The organism is Psychrobacter sp. AntiMn-1 (assembly GCF_001854065.1).
Classification (GTDB): Bacteria; Pseudomonadota; Gammaproteobacteria; order Pseudomonadales; family Moraxellaceae; genus Psychrobacter; species Psychrobacter pacificensis.
Map to the genome: position 1 here is coordinate 666,702 of NZ_CP012969.1, position 21,683 is coordinate 688,384.

The window sequence follows — 21,683 nt, forward strand, 5'->3', positions numbered from 1 at the left end:
TTTCTAGGTTAGGTAAGATTAGAGGCATTACTATCGCTCATAAAATATTGTTCAATCACGCTATTCGCTGGCTCATGATTGCTTTGCTGCTGCAACGTGTGCTTTGTCGCGAGCAGATCTTTTAATTGCTCAGCATAAGCACGCGGTTGTAATAGACGCATCACCGTACGGCAAATATTATCCCCACTTGCCTGCTCTTGAATAAGCTCAGGCACAATCGGCGCATTAGCCAAAATGTTAGGTAGTGCCACATAAGGCACTTTTACCAGACGTTTGGCAATCTGATAAGTGATCTGATTCAATTGATAAACCACCACCATCGGACGCTCAAGCAGCATTGCCTCCAATGTTGCTGTCCCAGAGGCTAGCATCACGATATCTGACGCTGCCATCGCATGCTGACTAAACTCTGGCTGAGTATCATCATAAACGACGACAATAGCCGCCCGCAGCTGCTCTGAGCATTGATCAATGACTTCTTGCACAATATATTGGTGATTTTGATCAACCGTTGGAATGATAAAACACAGCTTTGGGTCTAATAATATGAGCTTTTGAATGCCGTCAAGCATCAATGGCAAGATAGCGGTAATCTCGCCACGCCGAGAGCCAGGCATCACGCAGATAAGCTGGCTGACATCATCAAACCGTTCAATAAAAAACTGCTGTAAACCATCATTGTGCCAGACCAGCTCGCTACGGCGCTGATTGATTGGCGTGTCTATCAGTGCTTGATCAATGGTTCGTAGCAACGGATGCCCCACACAGATCGCCGGATGATTATGACGCTCATAAACCGGTAGCTCAAATGGGAATAGGCACAATACCAGATGAGTCGCCGCTTTAATGTTATGGATACGCGACTCACGCCATGCCCAAATAGAAGGACTGACATACTGCACGCAAAAGATGCCTTTTGGCTTTAGTTTCTTGGCGACCCGTAGATTAAAATCAGGTGCATCGATACCAATAAACCAATCGATACCAGCTACCTCAAAGGCGCTCAGCAGCTCGCGGCGTGCTTTGAGCAAATCTGGTAGCTGCGCCATGACTTCAACCAGACCCATCACTGCCAAACGCTCCAATGGAAAAATACTTTGCAATCCTTGCGCTTGCATCTTAGTGCCGCCCACGCCTACCCAAACGATGTCATCACGCAGATTATTCATCTGTTGCATAAAATCTGCGCCTAAACTGTCACCTGACACTTCACCTGCGACAATGGCTATCACTAGCGGCGTGGCAGTCGTTTTAGGTTTATTAAAATCCGTCTCTGTTTGGCTGATGGAATCAGTATGTGGATGAGACGTAGCAGAATCTGTCATGACAAGCTCTCAATATTGAAGATATACAAATAAAATAAATCGTTGTTGTAAAATATAACACAGTAAGTCAATGATAGAGGTTGATGACATACACATTTTATCTGTGTCTATTTTTTGGCGTTCATGTGTTAGTGTGCAATCGTTTTAGTGCGCAATCATAAAGCCATCGCGGTCGCTATCATACGTGACGATGATACAAATAGCTAAATTCACGCATAAAATCTGATCGTTGAGCACCCAGCACTTAATTCATCCTTATTAATAGACAGAAAAACGAAATACCAAACGTGCATTTGCGAATTCAAATATAACCTTAATCATGTGTAAGTATAACTAAGTTTTAGTTTCCTCATTCCAGTTATCAGTCAATTAACTACCGGACTACCCTTGTCAACCAACACTTTTGTCCGCATAATGAATATTCCTATAAATCAGCTAGACGATATATAACCATGACAACATCAGTTACCCATAATGCAGACATTGACGACGTGAATATTGAAAAATTTATTCCTTTGATTACTCCCGCTGAGCTAAAAGCTGAGCTACCTCTGTCAGACGATGCATACAAAACCGTACTAAACGGTCGCCAAACGATCCAAAATATCTTGGATGGTAAAGACAAGCGTCTGTTTGTGGTCATTGGACCCTGCTCTATCCACGATATTAAAGCGGCCCATGAGTATGCCGATCGCTTAGCCGTATTGGCAAAAGAGATCGAAGACAGCGTATTTGTGGTCATGCGTGTTTATTTTGAAAAACCTCGTACCACAGTCGGCTGGAAGGGTATGATTAATGACCCTGACATGAATGACAGCTTTGATATCGAAAAGGGCTTGCGTACGGCGCGCAAGTTATTGCTTGATCTCAATGAAAAAGGCTTACCTTGTGCGACTGAAGCCCTTGATCCAAATACGCCGCAGTACATGCAGGATTTGATTAGCTGGTCAGCGATTGGCGCCCGTACTACCGAGAGCCAAACACACCGTGAAATGAGCTCAGGCTTATCTTGCCCAGTTGGCTTCAAAAACGGTACTGACGGCGGTATGACGGTTGCTGTCAATGCGATGCAGGCGGTTAAAGAAGGGCATAGCTTCCTAGGTCTATCCTCAGATGGTAAGGTCTCTATCATCAAATCGAAAGGCAATCCTTACGCACACGTGGTACTCCGCGGTGGTAATGGCAAGCCTAACTACGATGAAACGGCAGTTGCTCAAGTTGAGAACGAACTGGCAAAAGGCAAAACCAATGGCAAAATCATGATTGACTCAAGCCATGCCAACTCAGGTAAAGACCCTTACTTGCAGCCGATGGTTATCCAAAACGTCGCTGAGCAAATTCAAAATGGTAATAAATCAATCATTGGCATGATGATTGAGAGTCACCTAAAAGGCGGCAATCAAAAACTAACCGCTGATTTAAGTCAGCTTGAGTACGGTAAATCTATCACTGATGGCTGTCTAGACTGGGATAGCACTGTCACCGCATTGCGCGGCTTGCGTGATATGGTAAAAGATGTGCTACCAAACCGCTAATAGCCATTAACGATAGTATATCGTCAAGCAAAAACTAAAAAGCCCTTTTCGTACTGATACGAAAGGGGCTTTTTATTGAGAGAATTTTAAGAAAAACATTTTCTTGAGCAGCTTAATTCTTAATGATCATTAATGCTATACGCTCAATTAAATAAAGCCAACTCTAGTTTGAGGTTGGCTTTATTTTAAAGTTAATACTACAGCTAAATTATTTCCTAGCTATTATCAATCAGCTATTTGCAGCACCTAATACACTCTCTAAACTTTCAAGCACATGCTTAGATGAAACGTTCTTGCGTAAGTCTGTTAGCTGCTCATGTGCCATTTGACGACGTGGTTCAGCCAAGGTATTCCAGCGTGCCAGCACTTGTAGCAGTCGCGACGCCAATACAGGGTTGGCATCATCGAGTTTTTTGATCACGTCTGTATACATCTTCAGACCCTCTGCTGTCCATAGTACTGTTGGTTGCGAGCTAAAGGCGCCGATAACTGAACGGACACGATTAGGGGTATTCCAATCAAAATCGGTATGCGCAATTAACGACTTGATAACATCAGGTGTCACATCATCAGCGGCGGCTTGCACACTGAACCACAAATCAATCACCAGATCGTTTGCTTGGAAACGCTTATAGAAATCGGTCAAATAATGATTGGCTTTTGGCAGCTGATGGTTGACCATCGCCTTCAACGCACCAAAACGCTCTGTCATACAGCTAGCATTATCATATTGCTGTTGTGCCCAATCGGCTGCACCTTCAACGTTAGCAGTCAGTGCCATATCAAGCACCACATTACGCAGCGCACGAATGCCTCGAGCTTGAGCACTGTCTTCATAAGACTGCATTGGCAGATCATTGTATAACGTAGCCCATTGATCTTTTAATTTATCTGCTACTTGCTGATATAGTCCATCGCGCTGCTCTTTCACTAGTACCGGATCGTAGTCTTGAGGAATAGCAGAAGCCAGCTCTTGCGCTGATGGAATATCAAGTAATCGTGCGGCCAGCATCGCATCATCAGCTGCTAAAACGGGCAACGTCTGTGCCAAGGCTTCTAAATACACATCAGGACTGCTCTTCGCACCTTGGCTTTGCAGTAAAATACGGTTGACCAGCATTTGGGTGACTTGCCAGCGGTTAAACCCATTGGTTTCATGCTTGAGCAAAAATGCTAAGTCTGCATCTTGGTAATCATAGTTGAGCTGTACTGGCGCACTAAAATCACGCAGTAAAGACACAATAGGCTCACTTGCGACATTTTCAAACACAAACGTTTGCGTCGCCTCGTCAAGCAATAACATACGCTCAGCGACGATAGCGCCTGAGTCTTTATCAAACAATGCTGTTGCTACAGGTATCGGCAACGGTTTTGGTGCATCAAAGCCTTTCACATGACGTGTTTGCTGATTCAAAGTAATCGCTAATGTCTGCGCTGCACTATCATAAGTTTGAGAGCCTGATACCACTGGCGTACCTGGCTGACGATACCAGTCGATAAAGTCCTCGATTTTGTCATCAGTGATGCTAAGGGCTGATAAAAAGTCTTCTACCGTGACCGCTTGTCCATCATAACGACGGAAATACTCGTCTGTTCCTTTGCGAAAATCATCCGGCCCTAATGTGTTGGCAATCATTCGTACGATTTCAGCGCCTTTCTCATAGACGGTCGTCGTATAAAAGTTATTAATCTCAACAAAGCTCTCTGGACGTACAGGATGTGCTAATGGGCCTGCATCTTCTGCAAACTGATGCGCACGCAAGGTCGCCACATCATCGATACGCTGTACCGCACTTGATTGCTGATCTGCTGAAAACGACTGATCACGGTAAACCGTAAAACCTTCTTTCAAACACAATTGGAACCAATCACGGCACGTGATACGGTTGCCCGTCCAGTTGTGAAAATATTCGTGAGCAATAATGGCTTTTACGCTAAAACTGCGCGCATCGGTAGTGGTCTCAGGGCTCGATAACACGCAAGCGGTGTTAAAGATATTAAGACCCTTATTCTCCATTGCGCCCATATTGAACTGACTGACCGCCACAATCATATAGCGATCTAAATCATAGGCTCGGCCGTAATTGACCTCATCCCATCTCATGGCGTCTTTTAAGGCTTGCATACCAACATCACATTTATCGATATCGGCAGATTTTGCATACACCTCAAGTAATACGTCCCGACCTTCGCTGGTCGTATAAGAGTCTGTCAACACATCCAAATCAGCAATAACACAGGCAAATAAATAACTCGGCTTGTTGGTTGGATCCTGCCAAATCGCATAATGACGCTCTGGCGCATCAGCAACCTCGCCTGCTTCAACTAAATTACCGTTAGCCAATAACGTCGGATAGCGCTTATCGGCTTCCAGTCGAGTGGTAAATATCGCGAGTACATCAGGGCGATCAGGATAAAAAGTAATCTTACGGAAACCCTCTGGTTCGCACTGAGTCACAAACATCGTGTCGTCACCACTACCTGCCATGTATAGACCTTCAAGCGCGGTGTTAGTTTGCGGGCAGATACGTACCTGAATGTCTAAGGTAACCTCATCAGGTGCTTCATAAATCGTTAGCTTGCCATCTTCTTGCTGGTAGTGCTCAGATGTTAACGCTTTATCATTCATGATAATAGACAGCAGCTCTAACGATTCGCCAAATAAGACAATATCCCCTGTGGTTTGGCGTACCATCTTAAGCGTACTATTTACCTGAGCATAATCTTCAAACAGCTTGATGTCCAAATGGACCGTTTCCACATCAAAACTTGGTTTTTGGTAATCCTTTAGATTAATTTTACTTGGTGCATGTGGGGGTACATCTGGCATTTCAGGGTTGATGATCTGAGCATCGGTTTCAGCAGTAGACATGGTAATTTCCTATTATTATTGATGATATGTTATGAGTGTTATTGTTTTGCTATTCGCATTATAGCTTTCGTCTTGATAGCAACGTTTATGGCGCTCAAAGTCACAATGAAAGTCACAACGGGCGCATGTTATATATGGTTTCCTGCTTATAGGTAGATTGACCTAAATCCTTATATTTCAAGTATGGGCATCGAGATAACTGAGTTTATCCTTCATATACATTTCCTCGTATACATTCATGTGTGTTGGTTAGCCTCTATATGAATGATTAAATCAACAATTGGCTCACGTTATCAATTGGATAATGCCGATGAAAATGATTTAATAGGCGCACTAATAACTCACCTTTCATAAACGGCTTATTATATGACAACACACACTGCCAAATACTCAAAGATCACGTTACCTCTACTGATAGAGTATGTTGATGCTCTCATGCCTTCGCTTGATAGCTCACTTGATAAACAAGCACAAACGATGACTAGACAGACTGATGACACTACTCAGCTGTTATGGGTAGCACACGACAAAACAGAATTATCAACTCTGCAAACACAGCTCAAGAAAACTACACATATTAAAGATACGAATGTTAAAGATGATAATAACGTATCAGCTGAAGCATGGCACGTCTCCACTTTATCAGAGCTTGCTAAACAGCCTGTGCTTGAACGATACGAGCTTGCTTGCTTTTGGCTACCCACCCTCTCACAAGAGCTGTTACATCAATACATCCCTGCCCTCATGCGTTATCGTGATCTCTATGCAGCACACTTGCTGGTTGCGCTTGATAGTTCCATTGATTTGAAACCTTATGGGTTTACGCCATTTGATGTCTTAAGCGAGCCATCTTTAGATATTAGTGATATTGAATCCATAACATCTTCCACTGTATCAGCGGCGCTTTGGCAGTTCAATTTATATGATTATAAACAGCTACCGAATTGGCTCAATGCTGATTACTGGGCCAATCCTGAAAACTGGGGCAAACACCGCTGGTGATACGTTACATATCTATCTATCGTTATTTACAGTAAAAATACTTACATAAATTAACAGTTAGGGCTTGTCCCTATTTTAAAAATGGTGATAAAAATGAGATAAATTAAAGGCAAACAAGGAAAATAGCGCAGGTAATATCAAGATATTGGCCAGCTATTTGACACCGTTTGCCAAAGATTTAGCCATTTTTAGCCCATTTAGTCATAAACGTTTGAATTAGGGACACGCCCTAGTATATGATGGATAAAGATTGCCTGAGTTTTATCGTAAGCAGTTTAAAAAATAAATTTAATTAAAATTTTAGGAGCTCGTCATGTCAATCAGTTTTTCTAAGATCGCTTTTTTAGCTGTACTATCAAGCGCCGTTGCACTCACTACAGGTTGTGCGACTAAACGTGCTACTTCAGAGGTTGTGGTCGCGCCGCTAGGTATTCCAGGTGGTCAAGTTGGCTATAATGGTGCCGTCATTGTTGATAACTCAGCCGCTGTCATTACTGGTGCTGAAAACTTACAAGCGGTTGTCTACTTTGCTTTTGATAGCAGCGAAATCACTGCGCAAGCGGCGAGTGTCCTTAACCAACACGTGAGCCTATTAAACTCAAACCCAGCAGCTGGTGTCGTTATCGCAGGTCATACTGATGAGCGCGGTAGCCGTGAATACAATATGGCACTCGGTGAGCGCCGCGCCCAAGCAGCACGTAATTATCTTGCTGCTCAGGGTGTCGCCGCCAACAACATCCGTGTCATTAGCTATGGTGAAGAACGTCCTGCAGCGGCTGGCAACACCGAAGATGCCTATGCACAAAACCGCCGTGCTGAGCTGTCTTACTAAGCGTCATTAAAAATCATTTGCTTTAAAAAAGCCCAGTAATGTTATATTACTGGGCTTTTTATATTCTATTGAGCTACAGTAGAACCTCAATAAAATTGATACAGCATAGGAAACGCGCTCGATTAAACGCTACTTTTCTTGCTTGCTGTGACTGCGTCTCCAGAGGCTGCGAAAAATAGCGTTTAATCTTGCTATACCATTTTTATAATGGTTTCACTATAAGTAAGATATAAATATTTCAAACTCAAATGTAAGATACCTAATTTTAAGTATATTATTTACATTTCTAAAAAAACTTTGTTTTCAATTAAAAATACTAATGACCACTCATGATAATACCAGTACTAAATATCACTAACGTCCAACTTACTCAACTCGACCATGAAACTTGGTGCGTGACTGCTCAAGTAAGTGATTTATCCAGTCCTGTAGGAATGAGCAACTTGTGGAACGACTTATACTGGTTATCAGTATATCCATCATCACATATAGTCTTTACTGAGCTTCGTCATTTCAAATGGCATTATCATGCAGTACAAAAACCAATATCAAAACGTAGTATTGCTCATAGGCAACGTCAACAGCAGCGCCAAGGTGTAAGACAGTTACTACAAGCGCTACTTAACAAGCTAGAAATCAGCGATACCTTAGATGAGTCGAGCTTTCCCTATCGCCTTAGCAAAAGCAAGTATTACGTCTGTTTTAGCCATACAGCCGCTCATAACAAAGACGAATTTAATAAAAAATCTCATCAAAATATCCCTGCTATTTCATACAGCAAAATAGCAGCGGTCATCAGTCGTCGTCGCCCTGCTGGCATCGATATCGAGCACAATGATGTTGCTTGGCATATCGTCAAGCGTTTTTACTCAGATAATGAAGTTACTATCTTACAGACATTACCAAAAAATCAGCGTGATTATATTGCAAAGTTACTATGGCAAATCAAAGAAAGCTTTATCAAGATCCATCAGTATACGTTGGCACAAGGTTTAGGTATAGATTACTCTGATGTCATTCCTGCCTTGACTGATAATATGAATAAAGACTTTATTACTATCAGTCATACTAACGATCAATCCAATCACCAAATTGCAGTATTGCAAGCAGATCAAACAGTCGTCGTTTTTTGATCATATCTGATAATGCTCTCGCAGTTATTATCTTCGCTTTCTTCTAGACATAAAAAAACGACCCTAAAAAGGGTCGTTTTTTTTGTTCTAATGACAGTATTTACACTGTGATTAGATTAGAAACGGTAAGTTGCACCAAGTTTAACGATTGGCATCCACTCAAGATAATTCTCGTCTTCTAATTCTTTCTTGATTTGATCTTCAGCAAGTGCACCGTTAGTACCGTTAGCATTAACAGTTGCTGTTGTCTTACCAAGATACGCAGCACCTAGCTCGCCAAATACACCGAAGTTGTTAGTGATGTTAGGGCGGAAACCAATAGTTAAGTAAGGAGCTAGCTTGTTACGATGCTCAAGATCAGCTTGCACGCCACCAACTTCTGTAATATCGCCACGCTCTATATCAATTTGATCAGCATCAGGCGTACCTACGAAGTAACGAGCGCCGTCAACTGGATAGTAGCCATTATCACCTGCATCTTTAGCATTAGCAGTCGCTGTGATTTCGTTATCAGGAACGATGATACCAGCGCCCATAGTGAACCAGTTACCAGCAGGACGCAATTGCACACCTAGATATGGGTTGCTAAAGTCAGTGTCAACATCATAGTTTACATCGTTTGCATCAAAATCACCGCCGAAAAGCTCAGCAGCGTCGCCACCTGCCCAACCAGCTTGTAATTCAGTTTTCTCGTTAAGTGACCAACCGATGTTAGCACCATAACCTAGAGTACCAACTTCAGCACTAACAGATGCTGGGTTAACAGCTGTTTGGAAGAAAGTTTTAGTACCACCAACTACAGCACCAGTAGTGTTGCGTACGATACCAGCATCAGAGTTATATGCATAAGCAGGTTCTGCTTGGTAGGCAACAGCCACTGGTTCAGCTTTGTATACTACCGCATCGTTATTATCAACAACGATAACCGGATCAGCGGCTAATGCAGCAGTTGATGCTAGAACAGCAGCAGAGATAGCTGTAAGTTTAATAAGTTTCATAATTATTCTCCTAAAGTGTAAAGTAACTCGCCCGTAAAAAATGATAATTTTGCTCTTTTTTAAACCACCATTTTGTTGAAGAGATTAAAACAATTTTGACTCAAAAAGTCACCCCCATGGATGCGCTTTTTATTTGCCGTTATGTAAAGATTGCATAGTTACTGTAATAATTGCTACACCAACCTGCAAAACTTTGAATTCCTGTTACACAACTCTCTCAAAGCAATTAATCAGGGTAGACATGAATACTGATCCGCTTAATGTTCATGTGAGGGTATTACAAAATGTTTCATCATAATGTCTGAGTAAGCCACTCAACTCAACAGCAGTTATATAGCTTATTACTACAGAATATTGCAACGTGTGAGTTGAGGTATCTACTGTTTCGCTTAGAAAAAATTGTAAATATGGAAGCTAACAGTACAAATGTTCTTATATAGTGTCACCAAGCCTTGTCTCAGCTTGATATTGTGCTAAATTAGACATAGAAATAGATCTATTGTGGGAATGCAGATTTATTACTATTTATCTTCGTTATGAAAACATTATAGTCTCGTCAGCCTCACCCCCTTTTACTACTACTGAGCCTTTTATATGCCTAAAGTATCCTCGATCACCCGTGTGTTAGAGATCATAGAAGCCGTGTCATATGCTTCTAAACCTCTCTCTCCACTTGAGCTATCGCAAGAGTTGGATATTCCTAAACCGACCATACACCGTTTAATTCAGAATTTGGTCGACGATGGTTTTTTGACCGTTGATATCGGTGGCGGTATTGTTCCTGGTAAACGGGTTCGCAATCTGAGCGTTGAGCTTTGGCAGCAGCGCTTATTCTTTAATGAGCGCCAGATGATTTTGCAAAAACTGGTTGATGAGCTTAAAGAAACTTGCGGTATCGGTGTTCCTTATCATATGAATATGATTTATACCAACCGCGCACAAACGACCTTACCATTGCAGATATACCTCCCAGTAGGTGCAAAGTCGCCCATGTGGTGTACGGCAACTGGTAAATTGTATTTGAGCCAACTGTCTACCACCAGTCGCAATAAAATATTGCAGGGTTTACCATTAGACAAATTCACCAAAAACACCATCACCGATATTGATGCTTTGAATGCCGAGCTCGACCGTATCGCTACCACTGGCATTGGTATTGATAACGAGGAGTTTATCTCTGAAATGGTGGGGGTGGCGGTGCCTATATTAGATAAAAAGTCGCGCTATCTGGCCTCATTGTACCTGCATGCACCAACGATACGCGTATCGCTCGACGAATTACTGACTCATGTACCTCGACTACAGCAAGCAGCGCAAGATATTCAAGCTCTCGTGTATGACTTACAAAGCTAATAGAGTCATTGCTCATTCATTACTATGATCAAATAAAAAAAGGTTCATGCTATAAATGTAGCATGAACCTTTTTTCATCTAACAAGCCCTCTTTAATCAGTCCTCACTATTCACGATAGTAAGAGTGATTGAGTATATGAGTCGTTATTTCTAAGGTAATTCTAAAACAATACCGAGGCATCATGACGGCCCATAATACTAGAGAAGTCTTTATCACCGTTCTCAAGCGTATGCGTGGCATATAACTCTGTTGCCTTGGCACCCATTGGCGTGTCTACATGAGTATCCTTTGCCGTTTGCATAGCAAGATTGAGATCTTTTTGCATCAGCTTACTCATAAAGCCACCTTGGTAGCCATTGCTAGAGGGAACGTTTTCCATAACTTGCGGATAAGGGTTATAGACCTCTAACGTCCAGTTACGGCCTGAGCTTTGTAGCATAATATCTGATAATACTTTGGGATCTAGACCGTTCTTCACCCCTAAATTAATCGCCTCTGCCGTGCCTGCCATTAGGATACCTAACAGCATGTTGTTGCAAATCTTCGCAACTTGTCCTGCACCATGTTCGCCTGCATGAAAAATATTTTTCCCCATTACAGCGAGTATCGGCTCAGCTTTGGCAAAAGCGTCGTCATCACCACCAATAATAAAGGTCAAGCTACCAGCAATCGCCCCGCCTGTCCCGCCAGACACGGGGGCATCCAAAAAGTCGATGCCAAGATGGCTTGCAGCGTCTGCCACTGTCCTAGCATCAGCAGCCGCTATTGTACTACTATCAATCACAAGCGTGCCTTTTGGTAATTCTGCCAGCAGACCATTAGCGCCACTATCGCCCAGATACACAGAGTGCACATGCTGACCCGCCGGCAGCATACTAATGACAACTTGAGCATTGCTCGCCGCATCTTTAGGACTCTGTGCCACGCGAGCACCTGCTTTTTCTAGGCGCTGGGTTGCTGCATCAGACAAATCAAAGACAGAAAGTGTATATCCTGCCTTTAATAAGTTTTCTGCCATAGGCGCACCCATATTACCAAGCCCAATAAAGGCAATATTTGGTTTAGAGTTATTATCCATCATCACTGTATCTTTTGTACCCATCTCATCACTCCTTGATGATTTATGATGTAGCCATTGCTACATACTATTTGACAATATTTGTTAGTAGATAATTAGCGCACATACTGACTGCCCAAAGCTTCCTCACCCAGCCAATCTTCTAGAGGGTGCTCACCTTTTGGATAAGGATTGGCAAAGTGCTTATCGATATACGCTTGGCCTTCTACACTTACGCAGTCTGCCAACGAGCGCGACCACTGCGGATCTTTATCTTTATCAATCAATAACGCACGCACACCTTCTTTAAAATCAGGATTGGCTGCACAATGTACCGCCACGTTGGCTTCTAAATATAAAACTTGTTCTATCGATAAATCAGCGACTTTGTGATACAGCGCGTAGGTTAACGCTGCTGTCACTGGGCAACCATGACGATAGGTTGCAACTGCTCGCTGAGTCCAACTGTCTTCTGAAAAGTCTTTATTTAACTGTACTAGCGCTTCATCACTTTGTAGCAATGCATCGATATCTGCCAAACCGCCACTGTTCATCAATTTTTGGATAGGCTGCCAGTAGGTCGCAAGCTTACTATCAGACAACTCGGCTACTGGCAGCTCAGCAAGTGCACGGCCGACGATACTATGCGCACTATTATGATGGAACTTGTTTGAACTACTGGCACTATCGAGCGTTTGCCAGTCGCTCTGCTTAAGACGTTGTATGACAGCATCATAATCATGACTTGCAACAGCATACTCTGCTAGGTTGGCCAACAGCGCGTCATTGGCGTTACACATCGCGCCAGTCAAGCCTAAGAACAAACCTGTTTTGGCGGGCATTCGCTGCAAAAACCAACTGCCTGAGGCATCAGGAAATAGGCCAATGGTAATCTCAGGCATAGCAAAACGTGTGCGCTCAGTGACCAGACGATGACTGCATCCTGCCATCAGCCCCATACCGCCGCCCATGATGATGCCATCACCCCAAAGTATTAATGGTTTTGAGTAAAAGTGCATTTGACGATATAGACGATACTCGTGACTGAAAAACTCAGTGGCATAAGGGTTTGGTATCGGCGCACTAGTAGACATACTGTCATAGAGCTTACGAATATCACCGCCTGCACAAAAGGCCTTATCGCCTGCACCTTTTAACACAATCGCCACTACTTGGTCATCCGCTTGCCACTCCTCTAACTGCGCTGCTAGCAGTTGACACATATCAACACTGAGCGCATTAAGCGATTTTGGGGTATTAAGTGTCATTATCCCGATTAGATGTCCGCAATCTGTTGGTTCAGTATTGAACAATACAGATGCCTCTTGCTCGGTATTGTTCGAAGAGTTTTGGGTGTCGTCGGTAGCTGCTGTCATAAAAGTGACCTACAAAGTTAAAAAGTTAAATAATGTCATGAGTGTTATGACCCAAGCATTTTAAGCAATGCTTATTTGTTTTGCCAATTGGGTTGACGCTTTTCTAAAAAGGCTTGCACCCCTTCACGCTGATCCATTGTGTCAAATAGCTTAACGAAAGCTTCACGCTCATGAATAAGATTTTGTGCAGGTGGCGTGTCTCTAGCCGCTTGAATCAGCGCTTTAGAATAACTGACGGCGACGGGTGATTGCTTAGCGACTTTTTTTGCCAAATCTTGAGCGGCTTGCAAACCTTCACCTTTTGCCGTGACCTCTTCAACCAGACCGATACGCAATGCGGTCTCTGCATCAACGCGCTCACCGCACAGTATCATGCGCTTGGCCCAACCTTCACCCACTAGCCAAGGTAGGTTTTGCGTACCGCCTGCACAGGGCAGTAATCCCACACCTGTCTCTGGCAGTGCCATCTGGGCGTGCGCTTCTGCGATACGGATATCACACGCGAGCGCACACTCCAGTCCACCGCCCATCGCATAGCCGTTGATGACGGCGATACTGACACCACGATAGGCAGACAGGGCTTCGAACGCCTCACCAAATGCAATCGCCATACTTATCGCACGGCCTTTATCACCATCTGAAAAATTGTTTAAATCTGCACCAGCCGAGAAGAATTTTTCACCATCTCCATGCACGATTAATGCGTAAACATCGTCATTGGCATTGAGATCTGTGATGAGCTGCTTAAGCGCATGCAAACTGTCCATCGTCCACGTATGTGCAGGTGGATTGTTCAACGTCAATGTTGCGGTATGACCATCGATCGATAGCTGTAGATTGGTATAATCTGTCATAAAACATCCTTGTTTTAGTAGATCGAGATAAATTAGCGTAGCTGGCTTAATCCTTCATCTTGCAAGACTTGACGTGAAATAATCACGCGCATGATCTCATTGGTGCCTTCTAAAATTTGGTGCACACGTAAGTCTCGTACATGACGCTCGAGCGGATACTCGTTTAAATACCCATAGCCGCCGTGCAATTGCAGAGCTTCATTGGCAACATCGAAACAAAGGTCGGTGGAGAGACGCTTGGCCATTGCGCAGTAGGTAGACGCTTGCCCATCATTGTTATCGACTTTACTCGCTGCAAGATACAGCATTTGCCGTGCAGCGATGGTCTGAGTCAACATATCAGCAAGTTTAAACTGTACCGACTGTAAGCTAGCAATTGGACTGCCAAATTGACTGCGCTCTTGTACGTAACTGGTTGCCGTCTCTAATGCAGCCTGCGCCGTTCCTACCGCGCAAATACCGATATTGATACGACCACCGTCTAGACCTTTCATCGCGATACGAAAACCTTGACCTTCTTCGCCTATCAGGTTTTCTGCTGGGACTTTGACATCTTTAAAGCTAATCGTTCGTGTCGGCTGTGCTTTCCAGCCCATCTTATGCTCATTTTTGCCGTATTCGATACCAGCACTATTGGCATCTACAACAAACGCTGATACACCTTTTGGCCCAGCACCACCAGTACGCGCCATCACCACCAATACATCGGTCGAGCCTGCGCCAGAGATAAAGGTTTTTTCACCGTTTAATACGTAGTAATCGCCTTGCTTCTCCGCTTTGGTACGGAGTGAGGCCGCATCAGAGCCTGCATTTGGCTCTGTTAAGCAATAGCTGCCAAGCCACTCACCGCTGACCATATTGGGCAAGTATTTTTTGCATAAGGGTTCGCTACCATACTCACCGATCATCCAGGCGGCCATATTATGAATGCTCATATAAGCCGCCACGGACGTATCACCCCATGCCAGCTCTTCGAATACCATTGCTGAGTCGAGTCTTGGCAGGCCCAAGCCATCATATTCTGGATTGGTGTATAGTCCCAAAAAACCAAGCTCACCCGTTTTTTTGATGATGTCCACTGGGAAATGCGAGGTGCGATCCCATTCAGCAGCGTTCGGTTTAAGCTCTTTTTGCGCAAACTGACGGGCTGTTTGACGAAAAGCAACTTGGTCATCGGTCAATGAAAAATCCATAGGGTCATCCTTGTTCTTATAGATCAAATAGAGGGCTTAAATCTCAGATAAACGTTAATAAAAACGCTGGTCAGAGATTTTATAGGACATTAGCGCTATATGATAACGGCATAACGATAATAAAATTGCGTTCAATAGTACCGCAAGTCGTATTAACGTTATACCGAAAATACAGTAATCCGACGATTAAATCGAAATCGTCGTGTTAACACCGCGGCTCGCTTCATCATCGAACCAACGTGCCGTCACTGTCTTCGTCTGAGTATAGAACTGTACGGCTTGCTTGCCATAAGGACCTAGGTCGCCAAGTTTACTGCCACGTGAACCTGAGAATGAGAACATTGGAAGTGGCACAGGTATTGGCAAATTAATACCGATTTGACCGACTTGGATATCTTGTTGGAATTTGTGGGCTGCCGCTCCTGACTGGGTAAATATCGCGGTACCATTGCCATGTGGATTGGCATTAAGCAGTGCAATTGCTTCGTCCAAGCTATCAGCGCGCATAATACACAGTACGGGACCGAATATTTCTTCTTTATAGATTTGCATGTCGCTTGTGACATTATCAAAAATAGTCGGCCCAACAAAGTTACCGTTCTCAAACCCTTCAACAGTAATTCCGCGACCGTCAAGTAGTAAACTTGCGCCCTCTTCTACCCCAGTTCCAATCAAATGCTCGACACGGGCTTTTGCAGCAGGAGAAATCAATGGTCCTAAATCTTTGTCATTTTTACCTGCTGAGACAACTAAACTTTCTGCTTTGGCTTTAATCTCGTCAATCCATTCACCAGCTGCGCCCACTAGCACGACCACTGACAATGCCATACAGCGTTGACCAGCGGCACCGAACGCCGCGCCCGCTAGCTGATTGAGCGTTTGCTCTTTATTGGCATCAGGTAAGATAACACCGTGGTTTTTTGCACCCATCATGCATTGGGCGCGCTTACCTGATTGGCTGGCACGCTCATAGACATGTTTACCAACGTTGGTAGAACCCACAAAAGAAACCGCTTTGATATCTGGATGATCACAGATAGCATCAACGGTAGCCTTGCCACCGTGCACTACGTTCAGCACGCCTTCTGGTACTCCCGCTTCAATCGCTAGCTCAACTAAGCGCATAGTCACCATCGGATCTTGTTCAGACGGTTTTAGGATGAATGTATTACCCGTAGCAATCGCCATTGGGAACATCCATAGCGGAATCATCGCGGGGAAGTTAAACGGCGTAATACCAGCACAAACACCGAGTGGTTGCCAAATACTATAAGTATCAACGCCTGATGCGACGTTTTCTACAAAGTCGCCGATTTGCAAATTGGCGATACCAGCGGCATGCTCTACCACTTCTAGACCGCGGAACACATCACCGCGCGCATCAGCAATCGTTTTGCCTTGCTCTGCGGTCAAGATTTCTGCCAACCCATCCATATGCTCGCGAATAAGTGTTTGATAGGTCAAAAAAATACGCGCACGTGTGGTGATTGGCGTTTTGCGCCAGGTTTCAAACGCTGTCTGTGCGGCGGCAACCGCTTGATTAATCTCATCATTGGTGGTTTGAGGGACTTTTGCGATGACTTCTTGAGTTGCTGGATCGGTGATATCAATCCATTCGTCGGTATTTGATTGTACGAACTGACCATTGATGAGCTGCTGAACGTGGTGCATAAGATATCCTTATCTTTTTTGCGAGACTACCGTGTGACGGTATCTGAGTATTCATTAAAAGTTAAGCGCTATAAATAGTTATTTGCAAAATATTTATAGAAAATAAAATTTTAAAATGATTTATTTTGTATCGTTATTGACTATAACAATAAATCAATTTTACGGTCAAGCGCTTTATCAAAATTTTCGCTAAGTTTGTTTTGTTAAAGGCGATTTATCCAAATAGTAGAAACAAAAAGCCCATGATTGCTCATGAGCTTCTAATAAGATCAACCTAGTTTTTAGGCGGAACCAACATATTTGCTAGCCTATACCAACTAATAATCCTTCATCGATTGCTTAATCGCATCAATAGCGGCTGGATTATCAAGCGTCGACATGTCGCCGGTAGGCCTGTCCTCTGCTAACGCCCGAATAGATCGGCGTAGGATTTTGCCAGAGCGCGTCTTTGGCAATGCCTGCGGGAAATAAATGGCCGCCGGCCTTGCAATACCGCCTAAGGATTTGACCACAGCACCTATGACTTGCTGCTCAATGCGGAAGCGGTTTTCGGTGGTTTCGACTTGCGATTGATCTTTTAGGACGCAGAACGCAATTGGTAGCTCGCCTTTTAGCTCATCTTGGATGCCTACCACAGCGCATTCTGCCATCTCTGGATGAGTACTAATTGCTTCTTCTATCTCTTGCGTACCTATTCGATGGCCTGCGACGTTTATCACGTCATCGGTACGCCCCAAGATGTAAAAGTAACCGTCTTCATCTGTCACTGCATAGTCTGAGGTAGAATACTGCTGGCCATCAAACAGACCAAAGTAGCTGCTGACAAAGCGCTCATCGTTACGCCATACCGTGGTGAGACAGCCAGGTGGTAGTGGCGCTTTAATCGCAAGCAACCCTTTTTCACCCGCCCTGCAAGGTTCACCTGTTTCCTCATTGAGGACTTTCGCTTCATAGCCATACATAGGATAGCCGGGCGAGCCCTGCTTGTGCGGTTTATGATTGAATTTTGGTGTATGGCTCAAGATCGGCCAGCCAGACTCTGTCTGCCAATAGTGATCTAGAATCGGTACGCCTAAATGCTGAGATAACCAATTAGCCGTTGACTCATCAAGCGGCTCACCTGCCAAAAAGAACGACTTGACACTAGACACATCGTAGCGCGTCATCCAGCTTTCATCTTGCTTTTTGAGCATACGTACGCCTGTAGGCGCCGTAAATAGAATATTAACTTTATTAGCTTCAACGATACGCCACCAGATACCTGGGTTCGGTAAGTGTGGTAAGCCTTCGTACATAACACTGGTCATACCCGCTAGCAGTGGCGCATAAATCGTATACGAATGCCCAACCGCCCAGCCAATATCTGATATCGCCCAGAATGTCTCGCCTGCCTTACCATCATAGACATAATCCATCGAGGTCGTCAGCGCGACTGCATAACCACCAGTATCACGTTGCACCCCTTTTGGTGTGCCAGTCGTACCAGAGGTATAAAGCAGATAGGACGGTGTGTTGGATTCAAGCCAAACTGGTGCCACAACTGCATGGGCCTCGCAGCTGTGACGTCGTTCAGTCGCATAATCGACGTCAACACCTCTCGGCTCAAACGGTAAAATACCACGATTGACAACTAATACATGCTCAGGCTTGGTTGCTGCTTGTTCAACGCCTTGATTGACGAGATTTTTATAGTTAATAACCTTACCATCACGCAGACTTGCATCCACTGTAATGACCATTTTTGCCTCAGCATCATCCATGCGGATCGCCAAGTTATGCGCGGCAAATCCGCCAAATACGACTGAGTGTATAGCACCAATGCGAGCACAAGCCAGCATGGCATATGCTGCTTCTAGAATCATTGGCATATAGATAATGACACAGTCGCCTTTGCCAATACCATGACGCTGTAGCACGTCTGCGAAGTAATTCACTTCTTTGTATAAATCATTATAAGTCAGGCGGCGCTTGGCATAATCTGTATAAAACTCAACGTTATTGCCCAGATCTTTAAACGAATCAACGACCGCTGGAAAGGTTTCTATTAACTCTTGATTGATCTCTGATGACACCCACACAAAGGCATCTTGCTCTGCACGGTCTGGCAGATGACGATCGACACAGTTATAGCAAAGATTGGTTTCACCGCCAACAAACCATTTCGCAAAAGGCAGATTGCTGTCATCGAGAATCTGCTCAGGCTCTTTATGCCAGTAGATGCGCTTTGCTTGCTCAGCCCAAAAATTCTCTCGAGCCATAATGGAATCATGATAAATATCCGCGAACGTGGGCACGTCTGCCGCTAGAGTAGAGACTGGGTGTTGGGCGTGGTCGCTCATAGTAGCTGTCCTTAGCATAAACGAGAAATGGGATAAGATTTTTTATAATCGGCGCATTGGTAAGTTGTTATTGCACTTGTATCGCGTGATATGATCTTTGTACGCGATTGGCTTTATCAACGCTACACTGTTGTGACTGCGGTAAACAATGTCCTGATAAATACTGGTCATCCTTGCCAGAATTAAAAAACCGATACGTTATGTATCGGTTTAAAATGTAGCAGAGCCCATCACAAAGGTCAACTGTTAAGCGTGCAACACGCATTACATTTTGATGAGCACAAGCGTTTTGACATTCAATCGATAGATAATATTATACTTGAGTTTGATTGGCATACATCTCACGCATGACTTTTTTGTCATGCTTGCCAACAGAGGTTTTTGGCAGTTCATCAACGAATTTAAATTGACTTGGCACGCCATATTTAGGAATGATACCGCGCTCTACCGCTTTTTCTGCAATGGCTTTAATATCGTCAGCACTGGTTTCTTGAGCATTTGGTTTTAGTACCACCAAAGCCAACGGGCGCTCGCCCCATTGCTTATCCCGAACGCCAATCACTGAGACATCCGCTACGGATGGATGCAGTGATAAAATCGTCTCAATCTCAAGCGATGAGATCCACTCGCCCCCTGATTTGATCACATCTTTTAGGCGATCAGTGATTTTAATATAACCATCAGGACGTATGTAAGCGATGTCTTGAGTGTGCATATAGCCACTCTCCCACAGCTCCTTACCAGCGTCGTCATTTTTGAAATAGCTTTGGGTCAACCAAGGTGCCCGTAGCACCAGCTCACCCGTATTCTCTTGACCCTTACCTACTGGTTTGTTGCCCTCACCCCATACTTGTGCATCGACCATAAGCACTGGCTTACCTGTCATACAGCGACGGGCGATGTCTTCATCTTCCGTCATTTCAGGCTCATTGAGACTAAATTCAGTCAGACTGATAAGCGGTGCCGTCTCTGACATACCGTAGCCGGTGTAAACTTCGATGCCTTGAGACATTGCTGTTTTTGCTAGCCCTTCGGTCAATCTTGAACCACCAATGATCATTTTTAGCCCATTAAAGCTGGCATCGCGATCTTGCGCCTCTTTGAGCACCATCTGCAAAATCGTTGGCACACAATGTGTGATACTCACCTTTTCATTGAGGATCAAATCCAGCAAGCTATCAGGCGCATAACGTCCTGGATAGACTTGCTTTAGACCCACCATCGTTGCTGTAAATGGGAAACCCCATGCGTGTACGTGGAACATCGGCGTCATCGGCATATAGACATCACCGTAGCTAACACCTTGCTTATTTGGTAGCATACCCAATGTTGCCGCTTCCGCTAGACTGTGCAGTACCAACTGACGGTGACTAAAGAAAACGCCTTTGGGATTCCCTGTCGTACCTGAGGTATAAAAGGTCGTCGCGATGGTATTTTCATCAAAGTCTGGAAAGTCAAAATGACTATCAGCAGCTTCTAGCAATGCTTCATACTCGCCTGTCACGCGGCTTTGATTACTGCCAAAAACCCCTTCAGCGGTCAAACCATTGTCGTCTAGCCAAATAATGTGCTCGATACTAGAATTTTCAAATTGATAGTCTTTGACCAATGGCGCAAACTCAGAGTTTAGCATCAGCACTTTAGGCTTGGCATGGTTGATGGTGTAGAGGACTTTTTCTGGTGATAGACGGATATTGACAGTTTGTAGAATGTACTCTGACATCGGTACCGCAAAATAAGACTCAAGATAGCGATTGCTGTCCCAGTCCATAACGGCAACGATGTCGCCTGCATCAAGGTTCAGGTCAGCAAGTACGTTTGCCAAGCGATTGATACGCTCAAACAAGTCCTTGTAAGTGAGTCGCTTTTTGTCCGCATAGACAATCTCTTGGTCTTGTGACACTGTTTTTGCACGGTTTAAGAGCTGCTTGACCAGTAATGGATAATCATAGGCAGAGGGGGCACCATGGTACATATTTGACATAGACCTAATTTCCTTGTTTGTCGCGCTTATAAGTTATAGATAGTAATAAATAAGTAGCAATAAGACATACTAATACAGAATGAACCGCTATAACCACACTATTTTTATAATATAGAGTCATTATTACTGTTGATAGCGTCCTGCTGAATACCAATCGG

Annotated in this window: 15 protein-coding genes; 5 read left to right on the forward strand and 10 right to left on the reverse strand. The window is 44.1% G+C overall.

Annotation, left to right across the window (positions count from 1 at the left end; all coding sequences use genetic code 11):
• Positions 1-8: 8 nt before the first annotated feature.
• Entirely contained in the window at positions 9-1,325 is a 1,317-nt protein-coding gene (gene lpxB, locus AOT82_RS02680) for a lipid-A-disaccharide synthase (RefSeq protein ID WP_071001708.1), read from the reverse strand.
• A 452-nt stretch (positions 1,326-1,777) separates the two neighbouring features.
• Here lpxB and AOT82_RS02685 point away from each other — a divergent pair, with 452 nt between their 5' ends.
• A complete protein-coding gene (locus tag AOT82_RS02685; protein ID WP_058025756.1) occupies positions 1,778-2,860 on the forward strand; it encodes a 3-deoxy-7-phosphoheptulonate synthase in 1,083 nt (360 codons plus the stop codon).
• A 229-nt stretch (positions 2,861-3,089) separates the two neighbouring features.
• Here the strand turns inward: AOT82_RS02685 and pepN are convergent, their stop codons facing one another.
• The gene (pepN, locus tag AOT82_RS02690) at positions 3,090-5,732 is read right to left on the reverse strand and encodes an aminopeptidase N (RefSeq protein ID WP_083328822.1); all 2,643 of its coding nucleotides are present in this window, start codon (positions 5,730-5,732) and stop codon (positions 3,090-3,092) included.
• Between the two features lie 366 nt (positions 5,733-6,098).
• On the opposite strand from pepN, the gene AOT82_RS02695 reads away from it, so the two are divergent.
• The 3 genes from AOT82_RS02695 (at position 6,099) to AOT82_RS02705 (ending at position 8,699) form a co-directional block, all read left to right on the forward strand.
• Positions 6,099-6,734 (forward strand): DUF6231 family protein, encoded by a 636-nt coding sequence (locus tag AOT82_RS02695; RefSeq protein WP_071001709.1) that lies wholly within the window; start codon positions 6,099-6,101, stop codon positions 6,732-6,734.
• A gap of 313 nt (positions 6,735-7,047) precedes the next feature.
• On the forward strand, positions 7,048-7,566 hold the full coding sequence (gene pal / locus AOT82_RS02700) for a peptidoglycan-associated lipoprotein Pal (protein WP_071001710.1): 519 nt from the start codon (positions 7,048-7,050) through the stop codon (positions 7,564-7,566).
• Between the two features lie 329 nt (positions 7,567-7,895).
• Complete coding sequence (locus AOT82_RS02705; protein ID WP_083328823.1) at positions 7,896-8,699, forward strand: 4'-phosphopantetheinyl transferase superfamily protein; 804 nt, start codon at positions 7,896-7,898, stop codon at positions 8,697-8,699.
• A gap of 116 nt (positions 8,700-8,815) precedes the next feature.
• Here AOT82_RS02705 and AOT82_RS02710 read toward each other — a convergent pair whose 3' ends face one another.
• Positions 8,816-9,697: a hypothetical protein gene (locus AOT82_RS02710; RefSeq protein ID WP_083328824.1), complete on the reverse strand. Its 882-nt coding sequence runs from the start codon at positions 9,695-9,697 to the stop codon at positions 8,816-8,818.
• 594 nt (positions 9,698-10,291) lie between these two features.
• On the opposite strand from AOT82_RS02710, the gene AOT82_RS02715 reads away from it, so the two are divergent.
• Positions 10,292-11,050 carry an IclR family transcriptional regulator gene (locus AOT82_RS02715; protein WP_058025592.1) on the forward strand — a complete coding sequence of 253 codons (759 nt, stop codon included), beginning with the start codon at positions 10,292-10,294 and terminating at the stop codon, positions 11,048-11,050.
• Positions 11,051-11,211: 161 nt separating this feature from the next.
• On the opposite strand, the gene mmsB is transcribed toward AOT82_RS02715, so the two are convergent.
• The 7 genes from mmsB to AOT82_RS02750 form a co-directional block, all read right to left on the reverse strand.
• A complete protein-coding gene (gene mmsB / locus AOT82_RS02720; RefSeq protein WP_071001711.1) occupies positions 11,212-12,153 on the reverse strand; it encodes a 3-hydroxyisobutyrate dehydrogenase in 942 nt (313 codons plus the stop codon).
• Between the two features lie 71 nt (positions 12,154-12,224).
• Entirely contained in the window at positions 12,225-13,484 is a 1,260-nt protein-coding gene (locus tag AOT82_RS02725; protein WP_071001712.1) for an enoyl-CoA hydratase/isomerase family protein, read from the reverse strand.
• Between the two features lie 71 nt (positions 13,485-13,555).
• A complete protein-coding gene (locus AOT82_RS02730; RefSeq protein ID WP_071001713.1) occupies positions 13,556-14,338 on the reverse strand; it encodes an enoyl-CoA hydratase in 783 nt (260 codons plus the stop codon).
• Positions 14,339-14,370: 32 nt separating this feature from the next.
• A complete protein-coding gene (locus AOT82_RS02735; RefSeq protein WP_071001714.1) occupies positions 14,371-15,531 on the reverse strand; it encodes an acyl-CoA dehydrogenase family protein in 1,161 nt (386 codons plus the stop codon).
• A gap of 186 nt (positions 15,532-15,717) precedes the next feature.
• Complete coding sequence (locus AOT82_RS02740; protein WP_071001715.1) at positions 15,718-17,202, reverse strand: CoA-acylating methylmalonate-semialdehyde dehydrogenase; 1,485 nt, start codon at positions 17,200-17,202, stop codon at positions 15,718-15,720.
• 317 nt (positions 17,203-17,519) lie between these two features.
• The gene (locus AOT82_RS02745) at positions 17,520-19,541 is read right to left on the reverse strand and encodes a propionate--CoA ligase (protein WP_071001716.1); all 2,022 of its coding nucleotides are present in this window, start codon (positions 19,539-19,541) and stop codon (positions 17,520-17,522) included.
• Between the two features lie 313 nt (positions 19,542-19,854).
• Positions 19,855-21,525, reverse strand: coding sequence for a fatty acid--CoA ligase (locus AOT82_RS02750; protein WP_071001717.1), 1,671 nt, complete (start codon positions 21,523-21,525; stop codon positions 19,855-19,857).
• Positions 21,526-21,683: the final 158 nt, after the last annotated feature.